Annotated in this window: 15 protein-coding genes; 7 read left to right on the forward strand and 8 right to left on the reverse strand. The window is 65.6% G+C overall.

Annotated elements, in window-relative coordinates; translation table 11 throughout:
• Positions 1-8 precede the first annotated feature (8 nt).
• Positions 9-896: an SDR family oxidoreductase gene (locus WQQ_RS04450; RefSeq protein WP_007183874.1), complete on the reverse strand. Its 888-nt coding sequence runs from the start codon at positions 894-896 to the stop codon at positions 9-11.
• Positions 897-1,021: 125 nt separating this feature from the next.
• Between WQQ_RS04450 and WQQ_RS04455 the strand changes: the two genes are divergently transcribed.
• On the forward strand, positions 1,022-1,837 hold the full coding sequence (locus WQQ_RS04455; protein WP_007183875.1) for a helix-turn-helix transcriptional regulator: 816 nt from the start codon (positions 1,022-1,024) through the stop codon (positions 1,835-1,837).
• Positions 1,838-1,863: 26 nt separating this feature from the next.
• Here WQQ_RS04455 and WQQ_RS04460 read toward each other — a convergent pair whose 3' ends face one another.
• Entirely contained in the window at positions 1,864-2,883 is a 1,020-nt protein-coding gene (locus WQQ_RS04460) for a GlxA family transcriptional regulator (protein WP_007183876.1), read from the reverse strand.
• Between the two features lie 127 nt (positions 2,884-3,010).
• Between WQQ_RS04460 and WQQ_RS04465 the strand changes: the two genes are divergently transcribed.
• The 5 genes from WQQ_RS04465 (at position 3,011) to WQQ_RS04485 (ending at position 8,505) form a co-directional block, all read left to right on the forward strand.
• Positions 3,011-3,862: an oxidoreductase gene (locus WQQ_RS04465; RefSeq protein ID WP_007183877.1), complete on the forward strand. Its 852-nt coding sequence runs from the start codon at positions 3,011-3,013 to the stop codon at positions 3,860-3,862.
• Positions 3,863-3,873: 11 nt separating this feature from the next.
• Positions 3,874-5,220, forward strand: coding sequence for a hypothetical protein (locus WQQ_RS04470; RefSeq protein WP_007183878.1), 1,347 nt, complete (start codon positions 3,874-3,876; stop codon positions 5,218-5,220).
• Positions 5,221-5,446: 226 nt separating this feature from the next.
• Positions 5,447-6,760 carry a spinster family MFS transporter gene (locus WQQ_RS04475; protein WP_007183879.1) on the forward strand — a complete coding sequence of 438 codons (1,314 nt, stop codon included), beginning with the start codon at positions 5,447-5,449 and terminating at the stop codon, positions 6,758-6,760.
• A 42-nt stretch (positions 6,761-6,802) separates the two neighbouring features.
• On the forward strand, positions 6,803-8,029 hold the full coding sequence (locus WQQ_RS24600; protein WP_007183880.1) for a cytochrome P450: 1,227 nt from the start codon (positions 6,803-6,805) through the stop codon (positions 8,027-8,029).
• 26 nt (positions 8,030-8,055) lie between these two features.
• Positions 8,056-8,505 (forward strand): acyl-CoA thioesterase, encoded by a 450-nt coding sequence (locus WQQ_RS04485; protein ID WP_007183881.1) that lies wholly within the window; start codon positions 8,056-8,058, stop codon positions 8,503-8,505.
• A 243-nt stretch (positions 8,506-8,748) separates the two neighbouring features.
• Here WQQ_RS04485 and WQQ_RS04490 read toward each other — a convergent pair whose 3' ends face one another.
• Both WQQ_RS04490 and WQQ_RS04495 read right to left on the reverse strand, forming a co-directional pair.
• Entirely contained in the window at positions 8,749-9,777 is a 1,029-nt protein-coding gene (locus WQQ_RS04490) for a phytanoyl-CoA dioxygenase family protein (RefSeq protein ID WP_007183882.1), read from the reverse strand.
• 87 nt (positions 9,778-9,864) lie between these two features.
• Entirely contained in the window at positions 9,865-10,992 is a 1,128-nt protein-coding gene (locus WQQ_RS04495) for an amidohydrolase family protein (protein WP_007183883.1), read from the reverse strand.
• Positions 10,993-11,188: 196 nt separating this feature from the next.
• Between WQQ_RS04495 and WQQ_RS04500 the strand changes: the two genes are divergently transcribed.
• The gene (locus WQQ_RS04500) at positions 11,189-12,637 is read left to right on the forward strand and encodes a FadR/GntR family transcriptional regulator (RefSeq protein WP_007183884.1); all 1,449 of its coding nucleotides are present in this window, start codon (positions 11,189-11,191) and stop codon (positions 12,635-12,637) included.
• 117 nt (positions 12,638-12,754) lie between these two features.
• Here WQQ_RS04500 and WQQ_RS04505 read toward each other — a convergent pair whose 3' ends face one another.
• The 4 genes from WQQ_RS04505 to WQQ_RS04520 all read right to left on the reverse strand — a co-directional run bounded on the left by WQQ_RS04505 (position 12,755) and on the right by WQQ_RS04520 (position 16,648).
• Positions 12,755-13,444: a TerC family protein gene (locus WQQ_RS04505; RefSeq protein WP_007183885.1), complete on the reverse strand. Its 690-nt coding sequence runs from the start codon at positions 13,442-13,444 to the stop codon at positions 12,755-12,757.
• Positions 13,445-13,623: 179 nt separating this feature from the next.
• Complete coding sequence (locus tag WQQ_RS04510; RefSeq protein WP_007183886.1) at positions 13,624-13,929, reverse strand: DUF4387 domain-containing protein; 306 nt, start codon at positions 13,927-13,929, stop codon at positions 13,624-13,626.
• Positions 13,930-13,953: 24 nt separating this feature from the next.
• On the reverse strand, positions 13,954-15,315 hold the full coding sequence (locus WQQ_RS04515; RefSeq protein WP_007183887.1) for an acyclic terpene utilization AtuA family protein: 1,362 nt from the start codon (positions 15,313-15,315) through the stop codon (positions 13,954-13,956).
• Positions 15,305-16,648 (reverse strand): CitMHS family transporter, encoded by a 1,344-nt coding sequence (locus tag WQQ_RS04520; RefSeq protein WP_083844508.1) that lies wholly within the window; start codon positions 16,646-16,648, stop codon positions 15,305-15,307. The genes WQQ_RS04515 and WQQ_RS04520 overlap by 11 nt, the downstream gene beginning before the upstream one ends.
• Positions 16,649-16,656 lie beyond the last annotated feature (8 nt).

The raw sequence follows: 16,656 nt of genomic DNA on the forward strand, positions 1-16,656 counted from the left end.
GGCGGCGATCAGCCGCCGAAGTAAGCGGGGCGATCGATATCGGCGAGCAGGCCAGGCTGAGTCGGCGACCAACCGAGCCATTCGCGCGTCTGCCGGCTCGAAGCCGGGCTGTCGAGCTGCGCGAAGTGGGCGAACCACTCGAAATGCGCCGGGGCTTCTGCCACCGATGGGGCGACGACAGGCAGGTTCAGGCGCCGGCCGATCACCGCTGCGATCTCGTGAAACGCGATGCCTTCTTCGGCGACCGCGTGATAGCGCGATTCGCGCGCGCCGGTTTCGAGCACACGCCGATAAACCCGTGCCGCATCGAGCCGATGCACTGCGCACCAGCGGTTGAGGCCTTCGCCGACATAGGCCGAGACGCCTTTTCGGCGCGCGAAGTCGATCAGCATCGGCACGAAGCCGTGGTCGCCGTCGCCGTGCACGGACGGCGGCAACCGCACGACCGAAACGCGAACGCCACGCTGCGCGAGCGCATCCGCCGCCTGCTCGGAGGCGATGCGCGGGAGCACGCCCGCCGGCCTGGCCTGCTCGTCCGAAACCCGCCCGGCAGGCAGCAAACCGGTCGCGGAGGTCACGACCAGCGGACGATCGGAGGCCGCGAGCGCGGTACCGAGCGCCTCGATCGCCTGCCGATCGATCTCGCAATTGGCCGCGTACTTCGTGAAGTCGTGAATGAATGCGGTGTGGATCACCGCGTCCGCCATCGCGGCGCCCTCGCGCAGGCTGCGCAAGTCCTGCAGGTCACCGCGATGCGCGCCTACTCCGAGCGCCGACAGCGCATCGGCGGCGGCCGCCGTGCGCGCCAGGCCCATCACTTCGTGTCCCGCCGCGCGCAGCTCCGCGACGACCGCGCTGCCGACGAATCCCGTCGCTCCCGTAACCAATACCTTCATGCCCGGACTCCTTGTTCAAGTCAGGCGCAGTATTCTTGAGCGCACACGATCGGAAAAAGCCGGGAGCGCATACCGGTATGGCGACTAACAGGCTTCTGCAGACACCGGCTCTTTCGCAGGGTCTCATGCAAGCGGCGTCGGGCCCTTCGCTCGGCGGCTTCCTGCGCGACCGGCGCTCGCGCCTGCAGCCCGACGCGAACGCCCCGAGCCGCAGGCGGACACCCGGCTTGCGGCGCGAAGAAGTCGCGGCACGCGCGGCCGTCAGCGTCACCTGGTACACCTGGCTCGAGCAAGGCCGCGGCGGATCGCCGTCCGAGGAAGTGCTCGAACGTCTCGCGAGTGCGCTCGAGCTCGATGCGGTCGGCCGCGAGATGCTGTTCTTCCTCGCCCAGCAAAGACCGCCACCGATCGCGCCGGGTCCGACGCCCACGGTCACGCCGGCGCTGCAGCGTGTGCTGGATGGCATGCCCAACACGGCGGCGATCGTGAAGACGCCTTGCTGGGACGTGGTCGCCTGGAATCGCGCCGCCACCAGGCTCCTGACCGACTACGCCGCCCTGCCCGCGCGCGCGCGCAACGTCCTCAGAATGCTGTTCTGCGATCCCAAGGCACGCACGCGCCTGCTCGACTGGGAAGAGAACGCGCGCTTCGTGCTCGGCGTGTTTCGCGTCGACGTGACGCGGACCGGCGGCAGCGCCGAAGCCCATGCGCTTGCCGCGGAATTGCAGCAGACCAGCGCCGAGTTCCGCCGCCTGTGGGCCGAGAACGAAGTGCGCGGACACGGCATCGGGCGCAAGCGCTTGCAGCATCCCACGCTCGGCGCATTGACACTCGAATACTCGGCCTTCGCCGTCGATGGCTCCGAAGGACTCAGCATGATCGTGTTCTCGCCGATCTCGCAGCCCGACGCGCAGGCCATCGAGCGCCTGCTCGCAGGCTGAGCCGCGATACAACAACAGCGGCGGAATCAGCTCGCCCTGCTGCGCCAGCCGCTCGGCGTCATCCCGCTTTCACGCTTGAACAGGCGCGCGAAGAACGCCGGATCGTCGTAGCCCACCTGCCGGCCGATCTGCTCCACCGGCAAGGTCGTGCGATCGAGCATGCGGCGCGCCGACTCCATGCGCAGGCGCTGCAGATAAGCCTGCGGAGCAAGGCCGGTGGACTGGCGAAAGCGGCGCAGCAAGGTGCGTGCGCTGACCGCGAGGCTGGCCGCGAGTTCGTCGAGGCGCACGGGCTCGGAGTAGCGCTGCTGCAACCAGTATTGGGCGCGCGCCACCAGCGGATCGAGCGACGCGGTTTCGACGAGGCCGTGCAGTTGCAGGGCTTCGGGCGAAGCCGGAGCGGTGGCGTCGATCAGCGTGGTCTTCTCGACCCAGTCGGCGGTGTTCGGCGACGTGATTTCACGCAGCAATCGAAGCGCGAGCGCGGGCCAGGCGCTCATCGGGCCTGCGCACAGCACGCCCGGCGCGTGCGTGAGCGCGGTCGATCGCTGCAGCGCGGCGGCCGGATAGCGCCGATGAAAAGCGGCTTCGAGCCACCAGGGAACGCAGGCCGGCTTTCCATCGAGCAGGCCGGCGTCCGCGAGCAGGCCGATGCTGCCTCCGCAGGCGGCGATCCAGGTTTCGCGCTTCGCCTGCAACCGCAGCCAGTCGACGACCGGCGACAGCATGCCGAGCGTATTGATCCAGTCGCGCGCACCACGCGTTTCGAATGCGGCGACCAGCACCGCGTCGTAGCTCGCCGAAGACGTGTTGCCGATCGCGCCATCGACGTTGAGCGCAGCGCCCGAGGCGAGTCGTACCGGCGCGCCGTCGAGCGATAGCCAGCGCGTACGCAGCGGCGCCTTGGCCTGTCGGGTCGGGCGCTCGCGCAACTCGCCGGTTCGTTTGCAGGAATAGCGGTTGGCGAGCTGCAACAGATCGGTCGCGAGCGCGACGCTCGACAACTCGGCGCGGGGCGGGATCAGGATCGCGACGCTGCGACTCATGGAGCGCTCGAAATGACGGAAACGGATGCACTATAGCGATGTCCGATTCGTCATGGTGATCCGGCGGATTCGAACGGGTTGCATGCGCTGCGTGTTTCTAGACTCTCCGCATAACGAGGAGAGTTCGATGACGACGCAATCGCAGCAGGGCCGCACCTGGCTCATCACCGGCATTTCGAGTGGATTCGGCAAGGCCTTCGCGCAAGCGGCGCTCGATGCGGGCGCCAGCGTGATCGGCACCGCGCGCAAGCCCGAGCAGATCGACGCATTCAAGGCGCTCGCGCCCGGACGCTCGCATGCGATCAGGCTCGACGTGACCGATGTAAACGGTGTGCCGGACGCGATCGAACAGGCGATCGCGATCACCGGCCGCATCGACGTGCTCGTCAACAACGCAGGCTATGCGCTGATCGGCGCGGTCGAAGAAGCCGACGAGGCGCAGTTTCATCGGCAAATGGAGACCAATCTGTTCGGCGCCTGGCGCGTGACGCGCGCGGTGCTGCCGCAGATGCGCAAGCAGCGCTCGGGCCACATCCTCAACATCGCTTCGGTGGCCGGGCGCATCGGCTCGCCGGGCCTGGGCTGCTATGCGGCCTCGAAGTTCGCGCTCGAAGGCCTGTCCGAAGCGCTGTCCGGCGAAGTCGCCCCGCTCGGCATTCGCGTGACCATCGTCGAGCCGGGTGGCTTCCGCACCGAGTTCGCGGGCGACAGCTCGGCCTATTCGCAGCCGGCGATCGACGATTACGCGGCGACGGCCGGACGCATGCGCGAGATGCTCGGCAAGTTCCACAAGCAGCAGCCCGGCGATCCGGCCAAGGCGGCGCAGGTGCTGGTGCAACTCGTCGAGCTGCCCGAACCTCCGCTACGCCTCGTGCTCGGCAGCGACGTGCTGCCGCGCGTGCATCAGAAGATCGATGCACTCAAGGCCGAGCTCACGCGCTGGGAAGCGCTGACGCTGTCGACCGACTTCGCCCGCTGAGTCTCCCCGCCATGACGCCCGTCCGACGCCAGCTGCTCGATCTCTGCAGCGCCCCCGATCACTACGAGCGCGACGCGCGCGAGATCGCCGAAATGCAGCTGCTCGCAGCGCAGGAGCTGTTCGAGCAGCGCATCGAGCAATTGCCGCTGCTCAAGCGCCGCGCCGATGACGGCGCCGTCACGCGCATCGGCAAGCTCGACGACCTGCTGCCGCTGCTGCTTCCGCACACGGCGTACAAGTCGTATCCGCCGTCCTTCATCGAGCAAGGGCGCTGGGATCGCATGCTGCAGTGGCTGCAGACGCTGTCGGTGGAGAACCTCGGCGATACCGACATTCGCGATGTGAGCGGTGTCGACGACTGGGTCGACCGTCTGTGGGCTGCAGGCCACCAGGTCATGGCGACGAGCGGCACCTCCGGCAAGTGTTCGTTCCTCAATCGCAGCCTGCGTGATCGCGAACAGCTTCGCGAATATTTCAAGGTCGTCATGGGCGGCTTTCTCGGCCTGACGCCGAAGCAGGACCGCCCCGTTTTCCAGCTGTTTCCCAAAGGCGGGCCGAACTACGGCGTGCAGTCCTCGCTGATGAACGCGGAGCTCTGGGGGCGGCCCGGCGACATCCACTTTCTCTCCGACGAGCCGCTCAAGATCTCCGAGGTGAGCCGTGCCGCGACGCTGCGCAAGCGCATGAAGGAAGGCGTCGCCACTCCGACCGAGATCGCCGACTTCGAAGCCGAAAGCGCGGCGAAGAACCGGCAGTCGCAAGTGCGGCTTCAGCAGATGGTCGAGAAGATCCTCGCGCATCGGCACGAGCCGATCTTCCTGTCGGGCATGTGGGCCCAGCACTGGATCATCATGCAGACCGCGCGCGCCATGGGCATCGGCGACGGCGAGTTCCACCCCGACAGCCTCGTCGCCGCGGGCGGCGGGCTCAAGGGCATCGCGCTGCCCGACGATTACGAGCAGCAGATCAACCGCTTCTACGGCAACGTCAAGCGACCGAAGAACTACGGCATGACCGAGATGGCGCTGATGCTTCCGCGCTGCGAGGCCCAGCGCTATCACGTGCCAGCCGGCCTGATTCCACTCGTCGTCAATGCGAATGCGGACGAGCTGATCGGCCGGGTCGACGGCGTGGTCGAAGGTCGCTTCGCCTTCGTCGACCTGCTGTTCGAAGGTCGCTGGGGTGGCGTGATCGGCGGCGATCGCGTGCGCATCGATTTCGCGCCGACCTGCGCCTGCGGTCGTCGCGGCCCGGTGCTGCTCGAACCGATCACGCGCTTCGCGGCGCCCGGCGAGGACGACCACATCGGCTGCGCGGGCACCATCGACGCCTATCTGCGCGGAGCCGTCGAAGCCTGATCCCGCGCATTGCAAGCGTTTCACCATTCATCATGAAAATCGCTTCATATCCAGTTCGATCATCCGATCATATGAATTTGAAGCGCTTTCAGTTTGAGTTTTCCAGCGTCTATACTCGCCGTCACGGGCGCGATCGCTTTCGGACGCCCGCGCAAGCGGTCGCCATGCAGACCGGCTCGACAATCAGACGCAGGCCGGCGGTGTCGACGGCCCGGAGGACTTCAAGGTGAACAGCTCGCAAGCGCCCGCCGCATCGACGGCCGCGCCGTCACGCTATCGCTGGTACGTGCTCAGCACGCTGGTGCTGATCTACGCGATGCATCACATGGACCGGCAGATCGTCACGCTGCTGCTGGAGCCGATCAAGCACGAGTTCGCGCTGTCCGACAGCCAGCTCGGCTTTCTCGCCGGCCTGAGCTACGCGATCGCGTTCGGACTCGCCGGGCTGCCGCTCGGCTGGCTGGTCGACCGCGTGCATCGCGTACGCCTGCTGTCGGCGCTGCTGTTCGTCTGGAGCGGGCTGACCGCGCTTTGCGGCATCGCCAACAGCTACCTGTCGCTGGTGCTCGCGCGCATCGGCATCGGCGCAGCCGAGTCGGGCGGCACGCCGACCAACATGTCGCTGCTCGCCGATTACTTCGATCGCAAATCGCGGCCGATGGCGATGGGCATCTACTACACGGGCACGCAGATCGGCACCATCGTGGGCTTTGCGGTCGCGGCGATCGTCGCGCAGCAATACGGCTGGCGGGCCGCGTTTCTCGTCGCCGGTATTCCGGGACTGCTGCTCGTGCTGCTGTTGCTCGGCACCATCCGCGAGCCGCGTCGCGGGGCCAGCGATACACCCAATCCTTCGGGCGCCAGCGTCATGCAGCCACCGCCTCCGTTCATGCAGACGCTGCGCTTCATCTGGTCGCAGCGTGCGCAGGTGCACACGATGATCGGCATCGTCATCGCGATGGCGGTGACCGCCGGCATGAGCGCCTGGCTCGCCCCACTGATGATTCGCAGCTACGGCGTCAACCTCAAAACCGCGGGCTTTTCGCTCGCGTTCGGTGTCGCCACCTTCGGCATGCTCGGCTCGCTCGCGGGCGGCTGGCTCGCGAGCCGCATCAGCGAGCGCGATCCCTCGCAGCTGCCCAAGCTCACCGCACTCGCGACCTTTCTGACCGTGCCTGCTGCGGTCTACGGCATTCTCGCGGGCTCGCTGTGGCTCACGGTGGCCGGCTTCGCGATTCAGCACTTCGCCAACGCGATGATCGTCGCCACCGGTTATCCGCTATCCATGGAACTCACGCGCACCAACATGCGCGGCACCACGATGGCGCTGCTGCAAGTGCTCTGCAACATGTGCGGCTACGGCCTGGGGCCGCAGATCGTCGGCTGGCTCAGCGATGGCTTGAATCCGCAGTTCGGCGGCAAGGCCCTGGCCTACGGCATGGTGGCGCTCGCGCTGTGCAACCTGTGGGCGACCGGCCATCTGCTGTTCGCCGCACGCTGGACCAAGAACAATCTCGCGAGGGCCGCCGCGCCCGTCTGAGGGACGCTGCGTGTCGTCGCTCTTTTTTCGGAGGATGAAGTCATGAGCGGCGACCACTACCGTTTCGACCCGATGAGCGCGAAGACGCTCGCCGACCCCGGCGCGGCCTATTCCGAGCTGCGCGAGCGCTGCCCTTTCCATCACTACAAGGGCGAGCACTACGAGTTCTACATCACCAGCGACTACGAGGAGATCAAGCGCGACATCCTCGCCGACAATCCGGTGTGGTCGTTCAAGTACGGCAACGCGGCCAAGGATACGATCAGCGAAGTCGGCTTCAAGACCGACCCGCCGTTCCACATGGCGTTTCGCGCGGCGATGCAGCCGGGGCTGCTGCCGAAAGCGGTGATGCGCTACGAGCGCGAGGCCCAGACCATCGCCGGCGAGCTGATCGATCGCATGCTCGAGAAAGGCTCCGGCGACTTCCACGACGAGTTCGCCTTGCCGCTGCCCGCGCAGATGATGTGCGTGATGCTCGGCACCAAGCGCAGCGATTACCTGCACTACAAGCACTGGGCCGACGAGCTGCAATTGCAGCTGTTCCACGATCCGACGCCCGGATCGTTCGAAATCATTCTCGGCCAGATCCTGCCGCATTTCCGCGGGCTCATCGCCGAGCGCCGCAAGCTGCTCGAAGCCAGCGCAGCCGAGCCCTCGCCGCAGCTGCTCGGCACCGTGCTGCCCGACGATTACATCTCGCGCTCGCTGGTCGCCAAGGTCGAGGGACGGCCGCTGACCGAAGAAGAAATTCTCAACGTCTGCCTGGCCTTCCTGACCGGCGGACAGGAGACGACGACGGGGCTCATCGGCAATCTGATGTGGCGCTTGCTGCAGGCTCCCGAACGCTGGGAGCGGCTCAAGGCCGATCCGTCGCTGATCGAATCGGCCGTCGAGGAAAGCCTGCGCTACGATCCGCCGGTGCTCGCACACTTCCGCACGAGCCTGTGCCCGGTGACGATGCACGGCAAGCAATTGCCCGAGCGCACCAAGCTCATGTTCAACATCACGGGCGCGAATCGCGATCCGCAGCGGTTCACCGACCCCGAGAGCTTCCGCATCGATCGTCCGCTCGCCGAGGCACGCGCGCATCTGTCGTTCGGCAACGGCGTTCATTTCTGCATGGGGGCGCCGGTCGCACGCATGGAGGCCAAGGTGGCGATGCGCCTGCTGATCGAGCGGCTGCCGAAGCTGCGCCTGGACGGCCAGCCGGAGCGCTTCGAATCGTGGATGCACTGGGGCAAGACCAAGCTGCCGGTACGCTGGGATTAAACTGCGCGCCACCACCGAAAACATCCATGACCGACAAGACCGCAGACAAGATCGCCGAGACGCGCGATCGCTACCGTTACTGGCTTTCGATTCCGACGCGCTGGATGGACGGCGATCCCTACGGCCACGTCAACAACGCGCAGTACTACTCGTTCATCGATACCGTCGTGACGACGATGCTGATCGAGAAGCAGGTGCTGCGCGGCCCGCACTGGGACGCGATCGGCCTGGTGATCGAAAGCCAGTGCGTCTACTCGGCCCCGATCACGTTTCCGGAGATCGTCGAAGCGGGCTTGCGCATCGGACGCGTCGGCGGCAGCAGCCTACGTTATGAAGTGGCCCTGTTCAAGCAAGGCGAGGACAAGCCCGCGGCGGTCGCGCACTTCGTGCACGTGTTCGTCGATCCGCAGACGCGTCGCCCGCTGCCGCTCGTCGAACCGGTGCGCAAGGCGATGCTGGAGCTGACGCTGGGTTAGCGGCACACGCGCAATCCGGCGACGCGGCGCTCAGCCGCGGAAACGTCTCTTCTTGCGGAGAAAGCGGAGCGCATTCGCTGCCCGCAGCCCCCTCTCCCGACCGCGGGAGAGGGTGGTCCGAAGGACCGGGTAAGGGGCTGCTCGGAAAGTGCGCGCACTTTTTGAAGGAACCCTCTCTCCCCCGCTGCGCGGGGACTCTCTCCCGCGAGCGGGAGAGAGGAACATCGGAAAGAACCGCTTCGATCAGACGTGCTTCTTGTGCTGGTCGTCGTCGTAGCCGTAAGTGCGGCCGGCCTTGAGATTGCCGAACGGAACCGCCTTCTTGGTTCCGCCGCGCGTGAGCTCGGGCACGAACGGCATGCCGCGGTTGAGCGACTGGCGATCGCCCGGATGGCGCGGCTCGAAGCGGCCCGCGGCGTCGACGCGAAAGCCCAGCAGCGAGAGCACTTCCTTGGGCAGTGATTCGTAGACGTCCTGGTGCAGGCTCTGCACGATGTCGTCCATCGGGCGCATCCACGACTGACTCCAGAGCAGCGTGAACGAATAGCGCACGGTGTCGGAGCTCGATTCGCCGGACTGATGCCAGGTGCGGCTTTCGAACAGGATCACGTCGCCGGCCTTGCAGCACACCGGCACGGTGTTGATCGGGTCCGGGTTGATCGGCGTGCCGTTCGGACCCAGCGCGGTGCGCGGGTACACGCCCCACTTGTGGCTGCGGGGCACCACGCGCGTCGCGCCCATTTCCTCAGTGAAATCGGTCAGGCAGACCATCATGTTCAGATACACCGGCGTCGGCGTCGGGAACGGCACGAACTGCTGGTCGGTATGGATGACCATCGGCGTCGCGCCCTTCTTGACGATCAGCCCGGTCATGCCCGACAGCAGCATCGGATAGTTCTTGAAGCAGTGATTCGCGTACTGGTGCAGCACCGGGTTCATCACGCCGAGGTCGATGAAGATGCGGCCCTTGTTGATGAGCATCGGAACACCTTGCCAGCACGGCGGCGCCTCGCCGTCGCTCGCGCGGCCGATCCAGGTCTTGCTCGTCGAGCTCTGGTCGCTGAGCTGGGCCACGCCCTGCTCTTCTTCGAGTTCGGCCTGTTCCTTGAGGCGCGCGAGCATCGCGGCGACCTGTTCGGCATTGAACAGGCCCTTGTGCACGGCCAGGCCGTATTCGTCGAGATTGCGCTTGTTCTGTTCGATGTCGGAGCTCGGCTCCGGCAGGTCGAGGCTATAGGCCGCGGGCATCGACGCGGCGAACGAAATACTCATGCTGTCTCCTCGGTCGCTACCCGCCGGCATTGCCGCCGGCGGCCGCTGACGCGTTATCTATGGTGTTGGAAGCGATGCAGCGAAAGCTCAGGCCGCGGCGGCGAACTTCGCGGCCATGGCTGCGGAGTCGGCCTTGCTCTTGGCGATATCGACCTTGTACAGGCGCGCCGCGTTGCCGCCGAGGATCGCGGCGCGATCTTCGGCCGAAATCTCGATGCCGTCGAAGATGCCGTCGATGACTTTCTTCGAGTGCGGGAAGGTGCCTTCGAGGTGGGGATAATCCGCGGCCCACATGAGTGGACGCACGCCGGTGACCGAGCGCGACAGGATGCAGGCGCGATCGAACTGGAAGGTGCAGCTCACCTGGCGCTTCACAAACTCGCTCGGCATCATCGACAGCTTGGGCTTCACGTAGAACTGATGCGCGTTGTAGACCTCGTCCATGCGCTCGCAGAGGAAGGCGAGCCATGAGGCGCCGGCTTCCACCGTCACCATCTGCAGGTTCGGGAAGCGATCGAGCGTGCCGCCGCACACCATCTGGAACACCGCGCGCTGCGCCGAGTTGCCCACTTCCACGTAGTTGATGACCGCGCCGCCCGGGCCGCGCTCGTAGACCGGCGACGAGCCGGTGCCGACGTGCCAGGAGATCGGAATGCCGGCTTCCTGCGCAACCGCCCACAGCGGATCGAGTTCGGCGCTGTTGTACTTGAGGCCCTCCGGCAGCACGCAGGGAACCAGCGCGGAGCGGTAGCCCATCTTCACGCAGCGCTCGAGTTCGGCGACGGCCTGCGCAACGGTGCCCGGCGCCAGCGGCAGCAGCGCAGTCGGCACGAAGCGGTTCGGATGCGGCTTGAAGGTTTCGAGGCACCAGTCGTTGTAGATCTGGACGCAGGCGAGCTTGAGCTCGGGGTCTTCGACCAGGTACGGCACGCCGCCGGCGGTCGGATAGATCACTTCGGCGTCGATGCCATCCTGCGCCATGTCCTTCAAGCGCGGATTGAGATCCGGCAGCACGCCGCCGTGACGCTCCTGGCCGTGATAGCCGTCGCCCATGTTCATGCGATGGACGATCTTGTTGTCGCAGATGATGTTGAGGAAGCCGTCCTTCTTCTCGGTGCGCGGGCCGCGATCCTTCATCGCCTGCGGCAGTCGCTCGGCGAACAGCGTCTTCGGCTCGATGACGTGCGCGTCCATGCTGAATACGAAATCACCCATAGTCTTCTTCTCCTCCTGCCTGTCCCGGCGCGCTCTGGTGCGGCGCTCGGTCGATGGTTGGGCACCCTTCAGAAAAGGTGCGGCATGCGTCGATAGTGTCCTATTTAAAAAAGCCGGTCAAGCCTCGGGCACGCTGCTTTCGGCTGTGAGTTTCCCTACACTTTCGTCACATCCCATCACCGCTCCTGCACAGCACTTGAACGACGCCGCCGCAAAACCGCCGAAGCGGGCCGAACTGCTGGTCGCTGCGATCGAGCAGCGCATCGAACGCGAGCAGCTGCAACCCGGAGCCTCGCTCGGCACCGAGCCCGTGCTGATGGCGCAATATGGCGTGAGCCGAGAGACCCTGCGCAACGCCATCCGCCAGCTCGAACGCCATGGCGTCGCGCGCATGCGCCGCGGCGGTGGAGGCGGCGGCGGCGGGCTGGTGATCGAAGCGGCCGCCTCGCAGACCGCCGTGCATGCGATCACCGCGCACCTCGAATTCAGCGACATCGGCTGGAGCGAGATCGTCGAAGCCCGCGCGCTCATCGACATCGAAGCGGCCGTCGAAGCGAGCCGCCGCTCGGACGAATTCAGCGCGGCCCGACTGCGCCAGCTGACTGCGGAGCTCGATCGCGGATCGACGCTCCCGCGTGAAATCGCGCGCCGTCACCTCGCGCTGCCGACGGCCATCGCCGAACTCGCCGCCAACCCGGTGATCAGCCTGTTCTCGTCCGCGCTGAGCGACTGGACGCTCGATATCCTGCCGTCCGAGCTCGGCTCGCCCGAGCTGCGCGACCGCGAGATGCACCTCGTCAACGACATCCTGCGCGAGCTCGTCGAGGCCATCGTGCGCGGCGACGAAGCCGCCTCGCGCAAGGCCGCCGAGGCGTTCTCCGCCCGATCGATCAAGGTGTCGCAGTTCATCGAAAGCCGGCGCCGGCGCACGCGCGTCGACGAGTGGTTCAAGACATCAAGGCCCGACAGCGACGACAAGCTCGCCCAGCGCCTCGCGCTCGCGCTCGCGCAGGACGTCGCCGCGCGCGGCTGGCCCGATGAGCGTTTCGGCGCCGAAGCCGAACTCATGGATCGCTTCGGCGTCAGCCGCTCGATCTGGCGCGAAGCCATTCGCCTGCTCGAAATGCATGGCATCGCGCGTCCGCGCCGCGGGCGCGGCGGCGGCCTCATGATCGGGCGGCCCGATGCGGCGTACACCATCGACTCGGCCAGGCGCTACCTGCGCCGCGCTCACCTGCGCCAGTCGCACTATCTCGACATGCGCAGCGTGCTCGAAGCCGGCGCCATCGGCTTGGCGATCACGCGCGCCACCGAGGAAGAGATGATCGAGCTCAAGCGGCTCGGCAAACGGCTCGCTCAATCGGACGATTCGCAGACGGTCGCCGCGGCCGTCAACTGGCACTGCCATCTGAGCACGCTATGCGGCAATCGTGCGCTGTCGCTGCTGCTGCGCATCCTGCTTTCGCTCACGCAAGACCCGAACGCGAACGTACCTCCCGCCATCGCCGAACTGCTGCGCCAGCGGCATTTCAAGCTTTCGCAGGCCGTGGTCGCACGCGACGAGGCCAAAGCCCACCGCATCGCGCACGAGCACTTCGAATGGCTGCAGGAGATGCTGGATCTGCAGCTCGGATCGCTGTCTTGAATCGAATCGGCAGAGAGATGCCGGCTCCGTGACGCACCGACGTCAGCCGCGAACCATTCAGGGTCCTCGGACGATTCTCCGGACCAGAGCAGGGCCAGCGCATCGAAGCGCCGCCCCTCACGACCCGCCGCGATGCTGCGCGAGCAGTTTTCCGATGGCCACCACGAGCACCGCCCCGATCGCCGCCGAGCCAAGATGGGCCCACTGCGGTGGTTGGCCGAGGCGCGGGGCCAGATAGGCATCACCCAGCCACAATGCTCCGCCGACCCAGCCGAGCAAGGCGCTACCCAAGACCATCACCAATGGGAAGCGATCCATCAGCGCGAGCACAAGTTTGCTGCCCCACACGATGATCGGAACGCTGATGACGATACCGAAGGCAACCAGACCGATGTGACCATCCGCGGCGCCAGCGATGGCGATGACGTTGTCGATGCTCATGACCGCGTCTGCGACGATCACAGTGCGAATCGCACCGAGCAGATGGGAGCGGCCCACGATGGCGGCATGTCCGTCGTCGTCGTCGTCGGTCGCGAGCAGCTTGATGCCGATCCAGAACAGCAGCAGCGAGCCGATGATCTTCAGGAACGGCAACGCCAGCAATTGCAGCGCGAAGAAGATCAGCAGCACGCGCAGGGCGATAGCCCCGAACAGCCCCCAGAAAATGCCTTTGTTTCGCAGCTCGGGCGGTAGCTTGCGGCAGGCGAGCGCAATGACAACGGCGTTATCGCCGCCCAGCAGAATGTCGATGAAGACGATCTGCGCAATGCTCAACAGCAGTTCGGGGCTCAGAGTCAATTGATCCATGGGCTCTTGTCATGAGGCCGGTCCGACGAAGACCGCACGTGGCCGGGCAATCCGCATCCGTCGGCTCCGATGCCCCCGTACTATCCAGCGGTGCAATATGCTGCCCCGCGCCGCCGGGTCGACACCGATCCCGACCGAGCCCGTGTGTGACCGCGTTTGCGCAAGACAGCCAGCCGACATCAAAGATCGATATCGAGCAATGGCGCGAACTGTTGTCCCCCGTGCATGTCTCGCTCGAACACCCCGCCCTGAGCGTGCGTCCTCGGATAAGAGAACTTGATCACTGCCAGCTCCGGCACCTCGATGCGTTTGACGGTCTCCGGACGCAGATGAAGCCGCTTGGCGATACTGTCGACCGTCAAGCCTGCCTTGTCCTTGTGGGCATCGAAGGATTCGGGGCCGTCAAAGAACAGATCGACCGTGATCCAGAATGGTCCGGCTGCTTTCGAACGCACGTAGCGGCAGACGTCATTGAGCTTGGGCATGTGGGAGCGCTCCATTGTTTCCATTCAAGGCCAGTACGCCATGCGTACGAGTTCGAGTCCGTCAACGGTTTCCACGATGTGATTCAGAACGAACTCGTAGCTCCGTCCCAATTGGATTTCCGCCGGTGAGAAGGTGAACCCGTAGCTCGGCAATTCCTTGTCGCGCCGCAGGGGGAAGTGAAAGAAATACGGGTTGCAGATCTTGGCGATCTGCAGCGCCAGTTCTTGAGTTCCGGCTGTCGCGATCAGCAGAAGGCCAAGCTCACGGGTCGGCCATTGGTCGCGCACGGGCAGTCCGGAAACCGCATTCCACCCGTATGGGCGCAACGAAATGTCGTACTGGCCGGCGGCCTCGCCCAGAACAGCGTCCACCCGTTCGATCAGGGTGGCGTGCATGTTGGCCAGGAAGCTGTCTATCTGAGCCAGAACCTGGGGGTCTGTGATTCCGATCAGCATCATGGTCTGGAACGGGCCGTTGGCCGCGCCTTCCAGTTTCATCGTGTAGGGCTTTTCGATGAACCTGGAACCGGTGACTCGCACGATGCGGTCATTGACGGGCTCGTATCTGGCCTGCGTGACGTCGAGAATTCCGCCGGGCTCGTGCAGGAGATACGGGTCGCTGTTCTCGTAGAGCATGTGCGCCGAGACGCTGTACGGGGTGCAGCGATTCGTCGCGCTCAACGGCTCGATCTCGAAGGCATCTTGTTCGACGCGAATCACGACTCCGCCCTCGAACGGGTTCGTCGTGCAAAGTCCGCCGCACTCGGCGATCTTGCCGGCATGCCATGCGGGGCCGGCCCCCGCACCTCGCATGATGGGCACCGCAGCGATCACGGCGGTGTCGGTCGTGCGTCCTCCGAGCACGATCTCGGCACCGGCCTCCAGAGCGGCGATGTAGGGCTCCGGCCCCATCAGTGCGACAATGTGTTCGCAGGACTCGATCACCGCTTCGCCGAGTTCAACGGACGGAGCCAGCGGTCGAACCCGCCCCTGCGCCAAGCGGTCGCTGATCACACCGCGCTGCTGTTCCGAATAAAGGGTTGCGATCCTCGGCGCCAGCTTCAGCTCCTCGCAGATTTCAAGCACGATCCCCAGAGTCCAATCGACAGCCATGTCGCAACCGGATGTCCCGCAGGATCCGACCAGCAACGGCACCTTCCATTTGGCCTGCGCGGCGACGAGCAACTTCAGATCGCTTTTGACCGCATCCCGGCTGTACTTGGACAAGCCGGTGGCGAGCGCAGCAGGACCACTGTCGGTCGAACCCGCATCCATCGCCATGGCATGCGCACCCGCAGCGAGACCCGCTTCGAGATGCTCGAACTTGATGCCGGCCCCCAATGCACCGACCGGCACGACGACGACAGCTGACTTTTCAGTGTTCAATGAACGATCCTTGATTGGAATGCTGGGGGTGGCCCGAAGCGGTGAAAGGGATCGCGCCGGTGACGACGGCGGATAGGACCAGCAAGGCTGCGAGCGCCGCCGCCCACTTGAGTGCAAAGCGCTGCATGGCTCCGATCTCGACATCGAGCAGGCCGACGACCAGATAGACGGCCGCGACCAGCGGGCTCAGCGCATGCAAGTTCTGCCCGAGCAGGCAGGCGCGCCCGATCTCGGCGGCGCTGACCCCGTAGTGCGCGGCAGCCTCGGCGATCACCGGCACGATGCCGAAGTAATAAGCATCGTTGGACATCACGAACGTCAGCGGCCCGCTGGCGACTGCCGTAATGACGGCGAGATGACGTCCCATCGATGGCGGGACCACGCCGACGAAGCTGGCGCCCATCGCCTTGACCATTCCAGTCCCGTCCAGAATGCCGGTGAACACCGCGGCGGCGAAAACCAGAAGAATGATCGGCAGCACGTTGGCGCCGTGAGCGGCGATGCGGATGCGCTGGATTCCGACCTGCGGGTAGTTCAGGGCAAGGGCGATCACGAGCCCGATCATGAAAACAACCGGCAACGGCAGGATGTGCGCGACGGCAGCGGCGAGAACCGCCAGCGTGATGATCAGGTTGAGCCAGAAGAATTGCGGGCGTTCCAGGCCGGTTCCCTCGTCGCGCACGCCTCCGAAGCCCTCGATGGGAGCAAGTTCCGCCACGGCACCCAGGCGACGGCGTTCCTTGGCACCGAGATACCAGGCCAGTGCGAGAACTCCTGTCGCGCTTATCAGGATCGCGGGGAGCAGGGGCAGAAAGATGTCGTTGACATCGACCCGGAGAGCCGCGGCCACGCGTGGCGTCGGGCCTCCCCAGGGGACGATGTTGATCAGTCCGTTGGCGGCCCCGAGCAGCAGGCCGAGAATCAACGGGTTGATTCCGAGCCGGCGATAGATCGGCAGGAAGGCGGTAACGGTCACGAGCGCCGTGGTGGCGCCATCACCATCCAGCGAAACCAGCAAGGCCACCAGGGCGCTACCGACGGTAACCCTGCGCGGATCGCTGCCGACGGCCCGAACGACCGCGCGGACCATCGGGTCGAACAGCCCCGCATCGATCATGATGCCGAAGTAGAGCACGGCGAATAACAGCACTACGGCCGTGGGTGCCAGGGCGAGCACGCCCTTCATGATCATGCCGCCCAGATCCGCGCCAAACCCCGAGACCAGCGCGAACACGATGGGAACCGCGATCAGCGCGACCACCGCAGAAGCACGCTTGGTCATGATCAAGGTCATGAACACGGCAACCATGCCGTATCCCAGACCGGCGAGCAGGGACTGGC

This window comes from Hydrocarboniphaga effusa AP103, assembly GCF_000271305.1.
GTDB classification, from domain to species: domain Bacteria; phylum Pseudomonadota; class Gammaproteobacteria; order Nevskiales; family Nevskiaceae; genus Hydrocarboniphaga; species Hydrocarboniphaga effusa.